Source organism: Verrucosispora sioxanthis, assembly GCF_010560025.1.
Lineage (GTDB): Bacteria > Actinomycetota > Actinomycetes > Mycobacteriales > Micromonosporaceae > Micromonospora > Micromonospora palythoicola.
Genome location: NZ_SAIY01000006.1, coordinates 227589 through 243394 on the forward strand (window position 1 = coordinate 227589; position 15806 = coordinate 243394).

A 15806-nucleotide genomic window follows, 5' to 3' on the forward strand; every position below is an offset into this window, starting at 1 on the left:
GGCCGGGAGGTCAGATGACGCTGTCGCAGTTGGCCGGACGGTTCATCGGCGTACGTCGGCACCGGGTCGACCCCGGCGGGGGTGGCGCCCCCCGCGTGCCGCATCCGGTCACCGCGGTGGTCGTCGGCGGCGGCATCGCCGGCATGTCCGCGGCGGTGGTGCTCGCCGAACGCGGCGTCGAGGTGACCGTGCTGGAGGCCGCGCCCACCCTGGGCGGCCGGCTCGGTGCCTGGCCGGAAACCCTCGCCGACGGGACCGACCAGGTCAACGAGCACGGCTTCCACGCCTTCTTCCGGCAGTACTACAACTGGCGCAACATCCTGCGCCGGATCGACCCGAGCCTGCGGTTCCTGCGGGCCGTCCCCGGCTATCCGGTGCTCAGCGCGCAGTGGCCGACCGAGGAGTTCGGGCGGCTGCCCCCCGCGCCACCGGCGAACCTGCTCACGCTGCTCGCCCGCAGCCCCAGCCTGCGCCTGCGCGATCTGCGCGGTATGGATCGGGACTCGGCCCTGCCCCTGCTGACGTACGACCCGGTACGCACCTACGCCGAGTTCGACCACACCACCGCCGACGACCTGCTCGACTCGCTGCGGCTGCCCGACCGGGCCCGGGCGATGCTCTTCGAGGTCTTCTCCCACTCGTTCTTCAATCACGAGGCGGAGATGTCGGCCGCCGAGATGATCGCGCAGTTCCACTTCTACCTGCTCGGGAATCCGGAAGGACTGGCCTTCGACTGCCCCGACGAGGACTACGCGACGTCGATCTGGAAGCCGTTGACCCGGCACGTCGAGCGGCACGGCGGCCGGATCCGCACCGGCGAGCCGGTCACCGGCCTGCACCGCGATCCCGACGGCTGGCAGGTGCACAGCACGCACGATACGTACCGGGCCGGGCACGTCGTGCTCGCCGTCGACCCGCCCGCACTCGCCGCCCTGGTCGCGGGCTCGCCATCGCTTGTCGAGCAGGCCCCGGCACTGGCCGCGGCGATGCCCGCGTACGGTCGGCCCGGCCCGCCGTACGCGGTCGCCCGGTACTGGTGCGACGGAGACGTCGATCCCGATCGGGCGATCTTCAGCGGGGTGTCCCGACAGGCCACGTTGGACTCGGTGACGCTGTACCACCGGCTGGAGCGCGAGTCCCGCCACTGGGCCGAACGCGCCGGTGGCTCGGTGATCGAGTTGCACGCGTACGCCTGCGAGCCGGACGTGCCCGCCACCGAGCTGGCCGAGAGGATGCGGGCCGAACTGGCGGTGCTCTGGCCGGAGACGGCCCGCCTGCGGGTACGCGAACTGCGGGCCCGGGTCGAGGCGAAGGCGCCCGCCTTCACGCCGGGCAGCCACGCCTGGCGTCCGGGGGTCCGCACCGACGCCACCGGCCTCTACCTGGCCGGCGACGGCATCGGCACCGACTTTCCCAGCGCCCTGATGGAACGGGCGGCGGCCACCGGCATCCTCGCGGCGAACCACATCCTGCGCGCCGAGGGTGGTGCCGCCGAGCCGCTGCACTCGATCCGGCCGCGTGGTCTGCTCGCCCGACGCTGACCTCCAGGGACGGCGCTCAGGGCTGACCCGGCCATCGAAATGCGTTGCCGCCTCACCTCGGCCACACCTACCGTGATCGCGCAAGGTCAACCGCCGTTGCGGGATACCGCCAGTTCCAGGCCGGCCGGCGGGCACAGGGGGCGGCGTTGCACATCGGCGCCGCGCCCGCCGGCCCCTCCCCGCTGGCCCGGGCGTCGCCGACCGATCCGGGGCTGGCTCCGGTTGACGGCTCAACGTGCGACGGGCGGCGTCCAACCGAATTCCGGTGCACGGCGCTCGCGGAAGGCCGCCACGCCCTCCCGGGCCTCGCCACTGGCCCGCACCTGCCCGTGCCACCAGGCCATCCGATCCTCGTCCGCCCGTCCGTCGACGATCTCCTTGGCGGCGGCGACGCTGAGCTGCGAGCGCTCGGCGATCACGCCGGTGAGGCTGTCGACCCGGGCGGCCAGGTCGGCGCCGGGCAGCACCTCGTCGACCAGCCCGATCCGCAGCGCCCGGTCGGCGTCCACCAACTCGCCGGTGAACAGCAGGTACTTCGCCGCCGCCGGGCCGACCAGCCGGGCCAGCCGGTGGGTGGTGGGCGCCGGGTAGACCAGCCCCAGCCGGGCCGGCGGTACGCCGAAACGGGCGTCGGCCGCGGCTATTCGCAGATCACAGGCGACCGCCAACTGGCAGCCGCCACCGACACAGGCACCGTGGACGGCGGCCACCGTCGGCTTGGCGAAGGTGGCCAGCCGTTCCTCGGCCACCACCGCGATGCTGCCGTCGCCGGCGGCCAGCAGCTCGTCCAGGTCGCCAAGATCGGCACCGGCGCAGAAGGTTCCGTCGGCGCCGGTGAGCACCACGACGCGGACCGCCGGGTCGGCCTCCAGTCCGTCGAGCAGCGTGGGCAGCCGCCGCCACATGGCGGGGGTCATCGCGTTACGCCGGCCCGGATTGCGGATCACCACCGTGGCCACCGCACCCGCGACCTCGACCACCAGGTCCGCGTCCGCCACCGTCCACCATCCCCTCGCCGCACCACGCCGTACGTCACCTGCGGCGACCTTAGCGACGTCCGCTCCGCGCCGGGCCGGGTGGGCCGCTCCGGTCGACGACCACCGCTGTACGTCTGGGCGCAGCCCGGCATTCACCTCGGGTCCTCCCACGCCACCTAACGTCACCGTGCGCGCCCGTCGTAGCCAGCACGAGTGAGCAGGTGGTCATGCCATCCACACCCGAGGTCAGCGTGGTCGTCCCCACCTTCGCCCGCCCGGCGTTGGTGAGCCGTGCGGTACGCAGCGCGCTCGCGCAGACCGTCACCGACATCGAGGTGATCGTCGTGGTCGACGGTCCGGACGAGGACACCGGCAAGGCCCTCGCCGAGATCGGCGACCCCCGGCTGCGGGTGGTCGAGCTGCCCGGCAAGGGCGGTGCGCCCAACGCCCGCAACACCGGCGTACGCGAGGCGCGTGCCCCCTGGACCGCCCTGCTCGACGACGACGACGAGTGGCTGCCCACCAAGCTCGCCGCGCAGCTGGAGCTGGCCCGCAGCGCCACGGTCGGCAGCCCGATCATCGCCAGCCGGCTGATCAACAAGACGCCCCGGGCGGAGTTCGTGATGCCCCGGCGGCTGCCGGAGCCGGGCGAGCCGATCTGCGAGTACCTGACCCTGCGGCGCGGACTGTTCCACGGCGACGGGTTCATCCAGACCTCGACCATCATGGCGCCGACCGAGCTGCTGCGCCGGGTGCCGTTCACCGTCGGGCTGCGCCGGCAGCAGGAACTGGACTGGACCGTACGCGCGATGAGCCACCCGGACGTCGACCTGCTGATCGCCGCCGAGCCGCTGGTGCTCTGGCACCAGGACGAGGACCGGCCACGGATCAGCCTCAGCTCGCCGTGGGAGGCCCAGCTCGAGTGGCTGCGCGGGATCCGACCACTGATCACCCCACGGGCGTACGCGGCGATCACGATGAGCATCATCAGCTCGATGGCCGCGCCGACCCGCAGCTTCCGGGTCTTCCGGCTGCTGCTCGCCGAGGCGCGCCGGCACGGGCGGCCAGGTCTCGTCGACTACCTGACGTTCCTGCAGATCTGGCTGCTTCCGCCGCAGCTGCGGCACCGGGTACGCGACCGGATCCTCGGCCGGGGCCGGCGCGGCGGTCCGGCCTCGCCCGGGCGGTCCGCGAGCACGGAGGCCGATGTCGGCCGGCGAGCGCCAGGTGGCGCGGCGACCGACCCGGCGGGGACGGCCGCCGGCACGTCGACGGGAACGGCCGGCACCGCCGGGACGGCGGGGATCGGGGCCGATGTCCGGCGATAGGGTCGCCGTGATCTGGCGCAGCTGCCTGCTACCGGGCTCGGAGACGTTCGTCCGCAACCAGGCCGACGCGCTGCCCACCTGGCGTCCGGTCTACCTGGGTGCCGTCCGGGTGGTCTCACCGTTGTCCCGGGACAGCGACGTGGTGCTGTGCCCGGACACGCCGCGTGGCCGCCGCGAGTGGCTGCGGTTGCGGCTGACCGGCGGGTCGCCCCGGCTGCGGCGGCTGCTGGCCCGGCTACGCCCCGGGGTGGTGCACGCGCACTTCGGCGGCGACGGCTGGTTGGTCAGCCGGGCCGCCGAACAGCTGGGCATCCCGCTGGTCGTCACCCTGCACGGTCTCGACGTCACCCGGCAGGCGGCGGCACCCGGTCCGCGCGGCGCTCGGCACCGGCGGAACCTGCGGACCATGTTCGGTCGGGCCGCGCTGATCCTGGCCGTCTCCGGGGCGATCCGGGACCGGGCGGTGGCGCTGGGAGCGGATCCGGAGAAGATCCGCGTCCATCACACCGGAGTGCCGTTGCCACCGGAGCCGGCCGCCGGGCCGAAGCGGTGGGACGTCGTGTTCGTCGGCCGGTTCGTCGAGAAGAAAGGCATCGAGGATCTCGTCGAGGCGCTGGGCATGCTGTCCGAACTGCGCCCCCGGGTGCTGCTGGTCGGCACCGGGCCGCTGCACGAGCGGGTACGCGCCCGGGCCGCACAGTTGGGCGTGGACGCGACGTTTCCCGGCGCGCTGCCGCCGCCCGAGGTGATGCGGCACATCGCCGAGGCGCGGCTGCTCGCGGCGCCGTCGCGCACCGCGTCGGACGGCGACACCGAGGGCCTGCCCACCACCATCCTGGAGGCGTTCAGTCTCGGTGTGCCGGTCGTCGCGACCTACCACAGTGGTATCCCCGAGGCGGTCACCCACGAGGCCAACGGCCTGCTCTGCGCGGAAGGCGACCGGCCGGCCCTCGCCGCCAACCTCCGCCGCCTGCTCACCGACGCGCCGCTGCGCGACCAGCTCGGCAAGGCCGCCCGCCACCGCGCCGAGACCGACTTCGACCTGCACCAGCAGACCCGGCGCCTCGAATCCCTCTACGACTCCCTCCTCCCCCCACCCTGACCGAGCCCCGCCGATCATGCGGTTGTGGTCGTCTCTTCGCCACGCCCGCCCTGATTTGTCGCTGCCACAACTGCATGATCGCGGAGGCAGGGCCGGCAGTCAGTCGGTGGGGCGGAGGCGGCGGACGGCGGAACGGGCGGTGCGGCGGGCGGTGCGGGCACCGGCCAGCAGGAGCCGGCCGGCTCGTGCGGTGGGGGTGCCGTGCAGCAGTGCGACGATCCGGCGTAGCCGTTTCATCTCGTCGTCACGCTCGGTCAGCGTCCGTTCGTACCAGTCCTGAAGCGCGCGCGCCTCGGACAGTTCGCGGGTCAGCCGGTCCCGGTCCACCAGCAGCTCCCGCCACCCGCCGGCAGCGGCGCCGCTGACGTCGTCGACCGACGACCCCGGCTTCCGGCCGGCCGTCGTGGTCAGCATGGCGGCCAGCTCACCGGCAGGCCAGAGGTCGGCAAGCCCGGCATCGATCAGCCGGGACGCCAGCCGGCGCAACACAAACATCGGCTCGGTGGCACCGGACAGTCCGTGCCAGGTGCCGGCAGGGGTGACGACCACGGCGTCCGCCGGCGTCCCCGCCATCGCACCGGACTGCCAGGTGGTGAGCAGCGCCCGCACCGCCGGCAGGTCCCGGCGCAACGTCGCGGCCACCACCAGATCCTCGACGGTACGCCCCGACGGAACGGCCTCGCCGTCGGCGAACCGCCAGCCGCCCGCCGGATCCCGGCGCACCTCCCGGAGCCGACCCTCCCGCATCAGCAGTGCCGCAGGCGGCACCGTCTTGGTCCGGTCGTCCGCAAGGTGGGCGCGCGCGGCGACGGTCTGGTCCGTCAGGGTCAGCGGATCCGGCAGGCGCTCGCCGAGCAGCACCCAGGCCGGCGCGAGCTCGCCGGCGATCCCGTTCCGGACGGCGGATCCGGCCAGCCGAGCCGGGTCGGCCAGCAGCGGTGCGGCCGGCACCGGGCCATCACGTCCGGTGCCGGGGTCACCCGTCCTGCCGCCGCCGTCGCCGTGCACGGCCCGGTCGCCGGGGACGGCCTGATTGCCGAGCACGGCCGGGTCGCCGAGCACTGCCTGGAGAAACCCGGTCAGGTCCGGGTCGGCCAGCAGTTCCGTGTCGAGCAGAGCGGCCGGCGCGATGGGAGACGGAAAGACCGCCCAGACGCCGCCGATCCGCAGCCCCGACGCGGTCAGCCGGGCCCGTAGCCGGGCGGGGCCGGCCGGGCGGGTGTCGTCGTACTCGCCGAGTGCCGCCCAGTCGGAGTCGGTGCTCGGCGGCGGCGCCGCCAGCAACCGGTGCAGCCCGAGCGGGTTCTCGGCCCCGAGCAGCAGCCGACCGCCGGGCCGCAGCACCGACACCAGCAGGTCGAACGCCTCGCCCCAGGTCAGCTGCGTCCCCTCGACCGAGTCGAGGCGCTCCAGGCCGTCCAGGGCGACCACAGTGTCGTACGGTGCGGTGCCGGCGAGCTTCTCCGGGCCACCGCAGCACACCCGTACCCCGGAGCGGTCGGCGTAACGGTCGGCCAGCGACTCGGCGTCGGGCAGTCCCCGTACCAGCACGGTCAGGTCGGCCGAGGGCAGCGCGTCGAGCAGCTGGGGGTCGTGTGGCCCCACCACCAGCGTGCGGCCCGACGCGACGGACAACAGGGCCGCCAGCCCCGGACCGCGTACCGGGCCCGGACCGTGCGCGCCGTCGAGATCCGACCAGCCGAGCATCTCGCCACCGAGCAGGTGCACCTCACTCATCGCGCCACCTCGCTGCGCTCGGCGTCACGACGAGCCACCCCACTGCGCCGAAGGATTCGCTCGCTGCGCTCGCTCATCAGCCAACCTCCGTGCCGTGTTGTTCATCGGCGGATCGGACCGTGGGGGCCTGGTGCCGACCGGTGGGCTCGGGCCAGCGGAACAGCCGGCGCAGCTCGGCCGGGGGCAGCAGCCGGTCGGCACCCAACTCGGCGACGGCCAGGGCACGGGCGCCGTCCGGGTCGACCTGCGGGCCGTGCAGGCTCGCCCACTGGCGCCGGATCCGCGGCTGACCACCCCAGATCGGCGCCTCACCGGCCAACTGCATCGGATCGCCGTAGACGGCCGGCGCGCAGCCGGCCAGGATGCCGTAGAAGACCGCGCTGCACAGCCGGTTCGAGGCGACCCGACGATGCCGGCGCAGCTCGGCCAGTTGCCGGTGCGGGAAATCCGGGTCGAGGTCACGCCACCGGCCGCCCCGGTAGCCGTGGCAGATCACCCGGAAGCCGGCCCGCTCATAGTGCTGGCGTACCCGGGTGGACCGGTACTCCTGCCAGTAGAGGCAGACCGTCACGGGGCCCGGTTCGACGGCCCGGATCTCGTCGACCAGCCGGTCGTGGTCACCGACGACCCGTTGCCCCTCCCAGCCGTGGAAGGGGTACCAGATGGTGCCCTCCCGTCGTTGCGGGCCGTCCGGCTCCATCGCCAGCAGGTACGCCCACGGGGCGCCCACCACGTACGTCTGTCGGCGGCCGAGGGACCAGGCCCGCCGCCGCGTCCGCTCCGACCACAGGAACAGCGGTACGCCCGGCACGAACTCGTGGTCGTACGCCATGCCGTCGCCGATGTTCCAGCCGTGCTGGAGGTAGCCGTGGATGCGCGGCGGGTTCCGGTCGTCGAGCCCGCAGTAGCGGGCCAGCACGTGGGAGTGCCCGTAGTAGTGGTTGGCATGGTGCACGGTGGCGGGCGCCCCTGGTCGTGGTGACGGATCACGGCGTGACGGGTGGAGGCGGAGCCTAACGGGCCCGTCTGAACACCCGGCCACGCCGAGATGTCCGCCCGGTGTGCCATGCGTGATACGGATGGAGCCCCCGGCCGGGATCGAACCGGCGACATCCCGCTTACAAGGCGGGTGCTCTGGCCAGCTGAGCTACAGGGGCGTTGTGTCGTGGCCAGCATAGCGACCGGCGTCCGGTTTTCCTGCTCGGCAGGGGTCCCGAGCATGGGAAACGTCAACATCCCGACGCGTGGCCGTCGATTCGTGTCCGACCGTGCCCGACTGACCGGAATGCGAATGCTTCGGAAGTACCGCTCGACCGTGGACCTTGGCATTGCGGCGAAAGCCGTTTACCGTGCAGTGACACGGCCGACACGGGTTCGCCCCGCGCTTGCCGTGGCGCCGGTACGGACATCAGTGCCGGTCGCTCCTTCACTCGGATCGTCCGGCACGTTCCTGCCGGTGAAAGGAAGCGTCCCCCTCATGGCTACGGTCACCTACGCGAAGGCGTCCCGGATCTACCCGGGCACCGAACGCCCCGCGGTCAACCAGCTCGACCTCCAGATCGGCGACGGCGAGTTCCTCGTCCTCGTCGGCCCCTCCGGTTGTGGTAAGTCCACCAGCCTGCGCATGCTCGCGGGCCTGGAGGACGTCGACGACGGCGCGATCTACATCGACGACCGGGACGTCACCCACCTGCCGCCGAAGGCCCGCGACATCGCGATGGTCTTCCAGAACTACGCCCTCTACCCGCACATGACGGTGTACGAGAACATGGCGTTCGCGCTCAAGCTGCGCAAGACCTCCAAGTCCGAGATCGACCGGCGGGTCAAGGAGGCGGCGGCGCTGCTCCAGCTGGAGGAGTACCTCAGCCGTAAGCCGAAGGCGCTCTCCGGTGGTCAGCGCCAGCGGGTCGCGATGGGCCGGGCCATCGTCCGGGAGCCGCAGGTCTTCCTGATGGACGAGCCGCTGTCGAACCTCGACGCCAAGCTGCGGGTGCAGACCCGTACGCAGATCGCGTCGCTGCAGGCCAAGCTCGGCATCACCACCGTCTACGTCACCCACGACCAGGTCGAGGCCATGACCATGGGCCACCGGGTCGCGGTCATGCTCGACGGCGTGCTCCAGCAGGTCGACACCCCGCGGACGCTCTACGACACCCCGGCCAACGTCTTCGTCGCCGGCTTCATCGGCTCGCCCGCCATGAACATCAAGACCGTCCCGTTCAGCGAGCAGGGCGCGTCGTTCGCGGAGATGTCCGTGCCGCTGACCCGCGAGCAGGTCGAGGCGGCCAACGCCGAGGGTGGCAACGGCAAGGTGACCGTGGGCTTCCGTCCGGAGGACTGCGACATCGTCAGCCCGACCGAGGGTGGCATGCCGGTCGTGGTCGAGCTGGTCGAGGACCTTGGCTCCGACGCCAACGTCTACGGTCACGCCGCGCTCGACGGTGCCTCCGAGCGGTTCGTGGTCCGCACCGACCGCCGGACCATGCCGAAGCTCGGCGACACGATCTTCGTGAAGCCGCGCGCCGGCCAGAGCCACGTCTTCCACTCCGCCACCGGGAAGCGCATCTGAGGTAGCAACCGAAAGGGGCGGTCCGCCGATGGCGGGCCGCCCCTTTTCGCGTACGCTCTGCAGTTCTCAGCCCTCGACGGCCCGGCGGCGCGCCACCTCGGCCAGCGTGACGGCGGCGGCGACGCTGGCGTTCAGGGACTCCACCTCGGAGATCATCGGGATGCTGACGGTGAGGTCGCAGGTCTGCCCGACCAGGCGGGACAGCCCCCGTCCCTCCGAGCCGACCACCACGACCAGCGGGCCGACGGCGGCCTCCAGGTCGTAGAGGTCCGTCTCCCCGTCGGCGTCCAGGCCGACCACCATGAACCCGGCGTCCCGGCAGGCCTTCAGGGACCGGGTGAGGTTGGTCACCTGGGCCACCGGCACCCGGGCCGCCGCGCCCGCGCTGGTCCGCCAGGCGGTCGCGGTGATGCCGGCCGCCCGCCGCTCGGGTACGAAGACGCCCTGCGCGCCGAACGCGGCGGCGGAGCGGATGACCGCGCCGAGGTTACGCGGATCGGTCACCCCGTCCAGCGCCACCAGCAGCGGGGCCGGGTGTTCCAGCACGGCGGCGACCAGATCCTCGAACGGCTCGTACGCGAACGGCGGCACCTGGAGGCCGACGCCCTGGTGCAGCACACCGCCGGTCATCCGGTCCAACTCGGCGCGGCTGATCTCAAGGATCGCGATGCCTCGGTCGGCGGCGGTCCGGACGATCTCCTTGACCCGGTCGTCGATGTCGATGCCCAGCGCGGTGTAGAGCGCGGTCGCCGGCACCTGGGTACGCAGCGCCTCCAGCACCGGGTTGCGGCCCACCAACAGTTCCGGGGAGTCCTTCGCCGGGTTGGACTTGCGCCCCGGCGCGACCCGGGGGCCGCTACGCCCAGCGGGCTGCTTACCGCGCGCCGGCTTGGCGTTGGCCGTGCCCCGGCCACCACCCTTGCCCCAGGTGGTGTCCTTGCTGCCGGGCTGGCCGATCTTCGGGGCCCGCCCCTCCTCGGCCGCCGCCCGGCGCTCCTTCTCCTGCTTCCAGGCGGTGCGCTGCGGCAGCTTCTCGGTGCCCGAGTACGCCTTGTGCCAGGGGCGCTCGTCGGCCGGCAACGTCCGGCCGCGCCCGGCGAGGGAGTCCCGGTTCTTTCCACCGGACCCCTTCGGGGCACTGGCCTTCGACGCCACCCGCCGACCACGGCGCTGCGAATTGCCGGCCATCAGTCCTGCTCTCCAATAGTCCAACGCGGCCCCTGTGGGGTGTCCTCGACCACCACACCGGCCCGCTTGAGTTGATCCCGCAGCGCGTCGGCGGCGGCCCAGTCCCGGCGGATCCGGGCCTGCGCGCGCTGCTCCAGTGCCAGGGCGATCAGGGAGTCCACCACACCACGGAGGTCGCTCGCCCGGGCTCCGCCGGTCCAGGCCGGATCGAGGGGGTCGACCCCGAGGATATCCAGTATCGCGCGCACGCTGGCGAGCGCCGTGCGGACGGTCACATCGTCCCCACCGGCCAGCGCGTTGTTGCCGTCCCGCAGCACCTCGTGCAGCGCCGCCAGCGCGGCCGAGGTGTTCAGGTCGTCGTCCATCGCGGCGACGAACGCCGCCGGCAGCTCGCCGGGCGCACCCGCGCCGACCCGTTCCACGGCCCGCGTCACGAAGCCCTCGATCCGCCGGTACGCGACGGCAGCCTCGCGCAGCGCCTCCTCGGAGTAGTCGATCCGCGAACGGTAGTGCGCGGCCACGTAGTAGTAGCGCAGCTCGACCGGGCGCACCCCGAGCGAGGCGACGTAGTCGAGGTCGAGGGCGTTGCCCAGCGACTTGCCCATCTTCGCCCCGCCGATGCTGAGCAGCCCGTGATGCACCCAGTACCTGGCGAAGGGCAGGCCGGCGGCCTGGGACTGGGCCAACTCGTTCTCGTGGTGCGGGAAGGTCAGGTCGAGCCCGCCGCCGTGGATGTCGAACTCCGCGCCCAGATAGCGCCAGCACATCGCCGAGCACTCGATGTGCCAGCCGGGCCGGCCCTGCCCCCAGGGCGACGGCCAGTAGGCGTCCGCCGGCTCGTCCGGCTTGGTGCCCTTCCAGAGCGCGAAGTCACGCGGGTCGCGCTTACCCCGGTCCGGCGCGTCACCGGCGGACTGCATGTCGTCGGGCTGCTGGTTGGACAACGCCCCGTACGACGGCCACGAGCACACGTCGAAGTACACGTCGCCCGAGCCGTCGGTGGCCGGGTAGGCGTGCCCCCGCTCGATCAACTGCGCGATCAACTCGTGCATCTCGGGGATGTGACCGGTGGCGCGTGGCTCGTAGGTGGGTGGCAGCACGTTCAACGCCCGGTACGCCTCGGCGAGCTTCAACTCGTTGGCGTACGCGATCGACCAGAAGGGGCGCTCCTGCTCCTGCGCCTTGACCAGGATCTTGTCGTCGATGTCGGTCACGTTGCGAATGAAGGTGACCTGGAAACCGGCCGCCGCCAGCCAGCGACGCAACACGTCGTAGTTGACGCCGGAGCGAAGGTGGCCGATGTGCGGCGGTGCCTGGAGGGTGAGACCACACAGGTAGACCCCCACCTTGCCGGCTTCCCGCGGGACGAAGTCCCGCACCGATCGGGTGGCGGTGTCATACAGGCGTAGCGTCACTGTACAAGGGTAGCCGTCCGCTGTTGCCCGCTCGGCCCGAGCCTGGTACCGCCCGGCCGCTGCGCGCCTGCCGATGCCGCCCCGCTGGCCGTACGCTGCTGATCGTGAGCACTCCAGCGACACCCGGCCCGGCCCCCCGGCCGGCAGTGCCGGACGGCCTGGTGCCAGCCGGGTCGGTCCGAGGCCGATCGACGCCGGGCGGGTCGACGCCAGCGGGTCGACGCCAGGCGGGTCGACGCCAGGCGGGTCGACGCCAGGCGGGTCGACGCCAGGCGGGTCGGCGCCGGGCGGCGAGGCGTCGCAGACGCTGGATCGAGGGCTACGGCTGCTGCATCTGGTTGCGGACGCGCCGGGCGGGTTGACCGTCACGGAGGCCGCGAGCCGGTTGGGCATCGGTCGGGCCGCCGTCTACCGCCTGGTCGGGCCGCTGGCCGGGCACGGCATGCTGCGTCGTGACGCCGCCGGCCGGCTGCGCCTCGGTGCCGGGGTGCTCCACCTGGCCCGGCGAGCCCAACCGCTGCTCGCCGAGGGTGCGTTGCCCGCGCTGCGGCGGCTGGCCGAACAGGCCGGAGCCACCGCCCACCTCACGGTGGTGGAGGGTGGCGAGGGGGTCGCGCTGGCGGTGGTCGAACCGAGTTGGACGTCGTTCCATGTCGCGTACCGCACCGGGGCCCGTCACCCGCTGGAGCGGGGTGCCGCCGGACGAGCGATCCTGGCCGGCCGGTCAGGCGACGCCGGGCCGGTGAGCACCGCAGGTGAGCTGCAACCGGGCGCGTACGGGGTGGCCGCCCCGGTGCTCGGGGTACCCGGCCTGGAGGCGAGCGTCGGGGTGGTGGCCCTGGCCCCGCTGGACGCCGAGGACGTCGGCGCACAGGTGCTGGCCGCAGCCACCGCCATCGCCACCGCCCTGACCTGATTCGCCGCCCTGCCCGCCCGGCGCGATCCCGCACCGCCCGGCGCGATCCCGCACCGCCCGGCGCGAACCCGCACCGCCCGGCGCGGCTTGCCGCACCGACTGGCGCGACTTGCCGCAAGTCGCGGCCAAACTCCGGCTTGAGACCCCGACTTGCCGCAAGTCGAGATGGAGCCACAAGCGCACCGCCGCAGCGGCATCCCTGCGGAGGCCCTGCTGTCCTGGTCGGCTCCGCGTGTCCGGACGTGGCCCCATAGCACACTCGGCGATGATCGGGGCAGTTGTCCACAGGGGACGGGCGGTGCGCTGTCCTTGGTTGTCCACAGGGGCTGCCGTAGCGGGACCAGGGCACGCAGGCTTTTCTGCATGCCAGTTCGAGTACACCGACCCGGAGCCCTGGCGTGGCAGGTGTTCCGCGGCTCGGACGCCGTCGACCAGGGCCTGCTCACCGCGCATCAGCTACGCAGTTCCGCCTGGGCGCGACTACGGCGGGACATCTACGCCGATGCCCGGCTCGATCGCGATCACGAGCTGGCCTGCCGCGCCGTGGCGTTGCAACTGCCGGTCGCGGCAGCGTTCGCCGGCCCGTCGGCGGCGTACCTGCACGGGGGTCGAGCATGCCGCGAACTTCACCGACAAGGTGCACGTGCTCGTGCCGGCACCAGCCGGGTTGCGCAGCCAACCTGGCCTGCAGGTGCACACGACGTCCCAGGGACCGTCGACCAAGGGCGTCGGCGCGGGCGTGCTGCCCCGCACCGACCCGACCCGGGCAGCGTGGGAGAGTGCCGTCTGGCTGGAGCCGACCCGCGCGATCGCCATCATCGACACCCTGCTCGGCCGGCAACTCACCACCCGAGCGGCCCTCGCCCAGTTCGCGGCCCGAAACGACGGCCGTCCCGGGATACGCCGGGCAAGCTGGCTTTTCGATCTGGCTGAGCCGGCGGCTCAGTCGCCGGCCGAGTCACAGCTGCGCATCCGCCTGGTGCTGGCCGGTCTGCCTCGACCGGTGGTTCAGCATCCGGTGCAGGTGTCCGGCGGTCTGATCCTGCATCCGGACCTCGCCTGGCCCGCCGTCCGGGTGGCGGTGGAGTACGACGGCCACTGGCATTCGGACCGCGAGCAGTTGCATCGTGACCGACAGCGACTCAACCGTCTCGTCGGTGCCGGCTGGCTGGTCCTGCACGTCACCAGTCGCCGCCTCCACCAGGACTTCCCGGGGATCGTCCGGGAGGTCCGCGCCGCCCTACGTGACCGGGGATGGCACCGATGACAGCAGGTGGCCGGGCTGAAGGTTCCAGCCCGGCCACCTGCCGTCGATCAGAGGCGTGCTATCGGCGCGGCTTGACCGTCACCGCCGCGTACGCGTCGACGATGCCGTGCCCGTAGAAGCCGTTGAAGTTGCGCGAGCCGGCGCAGTAGGCGTCGAACTCGGCCGGCCGGCCCTCGTTGGCGTAGCTGAACAACCGCGGCTCCGGGCAGGCCCGCTCGTCGGCGGTCCGGAGGAGCTGCTGCTCGACCTGGTCCGGCGCCATACCGTAGCCGTCACGGCCCTGCTTCTTGCCGTAGCGGCTCACGATCAGCGCGGCGACCCCGGAGGCGTGCGGTGCCGCCATCGAGGTGCCCTGCAGGTAGGTGTAGTAACCGCACTCTCCGTTGCGCTTGCAGTCCTTGAACACGAAGGTCTCGGCGCCGGGCACGATGTTGCCGTCCTCGTCGACCGCACCCTCCTCCTGGAGGACCTTCTTCGGGTAGGTGGAGAGGATCATGTTGGCGTCGGTGCGGAACGTGTCCGTGCCGAAGCCGTCCCGGTACCAGCCACCCGGCGCGGCCACCGAGGTCTGCTCGGTCCCGTAGTTGGAGAAGTCGGACTTCTTGCCCGACGGGCCGACCGAGGAGACGCTGATGACGTGCGGCCCTTCGGCGGGCAGGTCCCAGCAGCTGTCGTTGTCGATCTCACGCGGGTACGGCGCGACGTCACCGTAGTTGGGGCTGGAGACGTCGGTACGCGGGTCGCCCAGGTCCTCGTGGTTGTTGCCCAGAGCGCCGACGAGCGTCACGCCCCGGTTGTGGGCGAAGGTCAGCGCCCGCCCCATCGCCCGGATGGTGGCCCGCTGGGCCGCCTGCGCCTCCGGCGAGTCAGCCGGGTTGGCCGTGCAGTTGTAGAGCCACGGGTCGACGTAGAAGGACATGTTGACCACGTCCAGACCCGACTTGCCCGCGTGCAGCAGGGCGTTCACGACCGGGTTCAGGAAGAAGTAGCCGGAGTCCTGGCCGCCCTTGAGCTCGACTAGCGAGACCTTCGGCGCGACACCGGAGAGGCCGAACCCGTTCGCCGCGGCGCCGATGGTGCCGGCGACGTGGGTGCCGTGACCGCCGTCGTCGGTGCCGACCGGGTCGAGGCAGCTCGCTACCTCGCACTCACCGTCGATCTCCGGGATGTCGGGGGCGAAGTTGCGCGACAGCGTCCAGTCGAAGTTGGGGGCGATGTCGGGGTGACCGGCGTCGACGCCGGTGTCGAGGACGCCGACGGTCACCCGGCGGTCGCCGGGTTCCACCTTGCGTGCCTTGTCGGCCCGGATCATCTCCAGACCCCAGAGCTTGTCGTCCAGCGGGTCCATCTTCTTGCCCCGCTGCTTACCGGCGCCCTTGGCGGCCGCGGCGGCGAGCAGGTGTTCCTGCTCGACCCGGTCGAGGCGCGGTTTGCGCCCGATGGCCTTCTCCTCGGCCGCGCCGATCAGGGCGGCGGCGGAGGTCGCCTTCGTCGCGAAGTCGGCCCGGTCGGTCGTCACCTGGTAGACACCGACCTCGTCGCTGCGGGACACCACGGTCCCGCCCGCCGACCGGATCGCGGCCAGCGCCGCGTCGGTGGAGACGCCGTCCTCGGCGACCACGGTGAAGGTCCGCAGTTCCGCCGGCTCGGCGCTGGCGGGCACTCCCAGACCTGTGACCGTGAGTGTCAGTGCCGCCGCGGTCGCGACGGCACCGACGGTGAAGCGCTTGCTCACCACATCGGATCCTCTCGTTGAGGGACGTGGC

12 protein-coding genes and 1 tRNA gene are annotated in these 15806 nt (G+C 72.6%); 6 read left to right on the forward strand and 7 right to left on the reverse strand.

Annotated features, from left to right (window positions below):
• The first annotated feature begins 14 nt into the window (after positions 1–14).
• Entirely contained in the window at positions 15–1541 is a 1527-nt protein-coding gene (locus tag ENC19_RS19525; RefSeq protein ID WP_164448569.1) for a hydroxysqualene dehydroxylase, read from the forward strand.
• A gap of 230 nt (positions 1542–1771) precedes the next feature.
• Here the strand turns inward: ENC19_RS19525 and ENC19_RS19530 are convergent, their stop codons facing one another.
• The gene (locus ENC19_RS19530) at positions 1772–2539 is read right to left on the reverse strand and encodes an enoyl-CoA hydratase/isomerase family protein (RefSeq protein WP_164448570.1); all 768 of its coding nucleotides are present in this window, start codon (positions 2537–2539) and stop codon (positions 1772–1774) included.
• A gap of 206 nt (positions 2540–2745) precedes the next feature.
• Here ENC19_RS19530 and ENC19_RS19535 point away from each other — a divergent pair, with 206 nt between their 5' ends.
• Together ENC19_RS19535 and ENC19_RS19540 are read left to right on the forward strand one after the other, a co-directional pair.
• Complete coding sequence (locus ENC19_RS19535) at positions 2746–3846, forward strand: glycosyltransferase family 2 protein (RefSeq protein ID WP_164448571.1); 1101 nt, start codon at positions 2746–2748, stop codon at positions 3844–3846.
• Positions 3833–4948, forward strand: a complete 1116-nt coding sequence (locus ENC19_RS19540) for a glycosyltransferase (RefSeq protein ID WP_164448572.1) — start codon at positions 3833–3835, stop codon at positions 4946–4948. The genes ENC19_RS19535 and ENC19_RS19540 overlap by 14 nt, the downstream gene beginning before the upstream one ends.
• 99 nt (positions 4949–5047) lie before the next feature.
• On the opposite strand, the gene ENC19_RS19545 is transcribed toward ENC19_RS19540, so the two are convergent.
• The 3 genes from ENC19_RS19545 to ENC19_RS19555 all read right to left on the reverse strand — a co-directional run bounded on the left by ENC19_RS19545 (position 5048) and on the right by ENC19_RS19555 (position 7842).
• A complete protein-coding gene (locus ENC19_RS19545; protein WP_164448573.1) occupies positions 5048–6685 on the reverse strand; it encodes a hypothetical protein in 1638 nt (545 codons plus the stop codon).
• A 76-nt stretch (positions 6686–6761) separates the two neighbouring features.
• Positions 6762–7640, reverse strand: coding sequence for a hypothetical protein (locus ENC19_RS19550; RefSeq protein WP_328824306.1), 879 nt, complete (start codon positions 7638–7640; stop codon positions 6762–6764).
• Positions 7641–7765: 125 nt separating this feature from the next.
• Positions 7766–7842, reverse strand: a tRNA-Thr gene (locus ENC19_RS19555).
• 320 nt (positions 7843–8162) lie between these two features.
• Between ENC19_RS19555 and ENC19_RS19560 the strand changes: the two genes are divergently transcribed.
• Positions 8163–9254: an ABC transporter ATP-binding protein gene (locus tag ENC19_RS19560; RefSeq protein WP_164448574.1), complete on the forward strand. Its 1092-nt coding sequence runs from the start codon at positions 8163–8165 to the stop codon at positions 9252–9254.
• 66 nt (positions 9255–9320) lie between these two features.
• Here ENC19_RS19560 and rlmB read toward each other — a convergent pair whose 3' ends face one another.
• Positions 9321–10442, reverse strand: coding sequence for a 23S rRNA (guanosine(2251)-2'-O)-methyltransferase RlmB (gene rlmB / locus ENC19_RS19565; protein ID WP_164448575.1), 1122 nt, complete (start codon positions 10440–10442; stop codon positions 9321–9323).
• Positions 10442–11857 (reverse strand): cysteine--tRNA ligase, encoded by a 1416-nt coding sequence (gene cysS, locus ENC19_RS19570; protein WP_164448576.1) that lies wholly within the window; start codon positions 11855–11857, stop codon positions 10442–10444. Before cysS ends, rlmB begins: the two co-directional genes overlap by 1 nt.
• 307 nt (positions 11858–12164) lie before the next feature.
• Between cysS and ENC19_RS19575 the strand changes: the two genes are divergently transcribed.
• A complete protein-coding gene (locus ENC19_RS19575; RefSeq protein WP_166458862.1) occupies positions 12165–12773 on the forward strand; it encodes an IclR family transcriptional regulator in 609 nt (202 codons plus the stop codon).
• Positions 12774–13275: 502 nt separating this feature from the next.
• Positions 13276–14040 (forward strand): endonuclease domain-containing protein, encoded by a 765-nt coding sequence (locus tag ENC19_RS19580; RefSeq protein WP_235944931.1) that lies wholly within the window; start codon positions 13276–13278, stop codon positions 14038–14040.
• 58 nt (positions 14041–14098) lie between these two features.
• Here the strand turns inward: ENC19_RS19580 and ENC19_RS19585 are convergent, their stop codons facing one another.
• Positions 14099–15775, reverse strand: a complete 1677-nt coding sequence (locus tag ENC19_RS19585; RefSeq protein WP_164448577.1) for a S8 family serine peptidase — start codon at positions 15773–15775, stop codon at positions 14099–14101.
• Positions 15776–15806: the final 31 nt, after the last annotated feature.

Bases quoted from the DNA above. Each gene is read 5' to 3' on its own strand.
- ENC19_RS19525 (WP_164448569.1), top strand. From the start codon at position 15: ATGACGCTGTCGCAGTTGGCCGGACGGTTCATCGGCGTACGTCGGCAC.
- ENC19_RS19535 (WP_164448571.1), top strand. From the start codon at position 2,746: ATGCCATCCACACCCGAGGTCAGCGTGGTCGTCCCCACCTTCGCCCGC.
- ENC19_RS19540 (WP_164448572.1), top strand. From the start codon at position 3,833: ATGTCCGGCGATAGGGTCGCCGTGATCTGGCGCAGCTGCCTGCTACCG.
- ENC19_RS19545 (WP_164448573.1), bottom strand. From the start codon at position 6,685: ATGAGTGAGGTGCACCTGCTCGGTGGCGAGATGCTCGGCTGGTCGGAT.
- ENC19_RS19560 (WP_164448574.1), top strand. From the start codon at position 8,163: ATGGCTACGGTCACCTACGCGAAGGCGTCCCGGATCTACCCGGGCACC.
- rlmB (WP_164448575.1), bottom strand. From the start codon at position 10,442: ATGGCCGGCAATTCGCAGCGCCGTGGTCGGCGGGTGGCGTCGAAGGCC.
- ENC19_RS19580 (WP_235944931.1), top strand. From the start codon at position 13,276: ATGCCCGGCTCGATCGCGATCACGAGCTGGCCTGCCGCGCCGTGGCGT.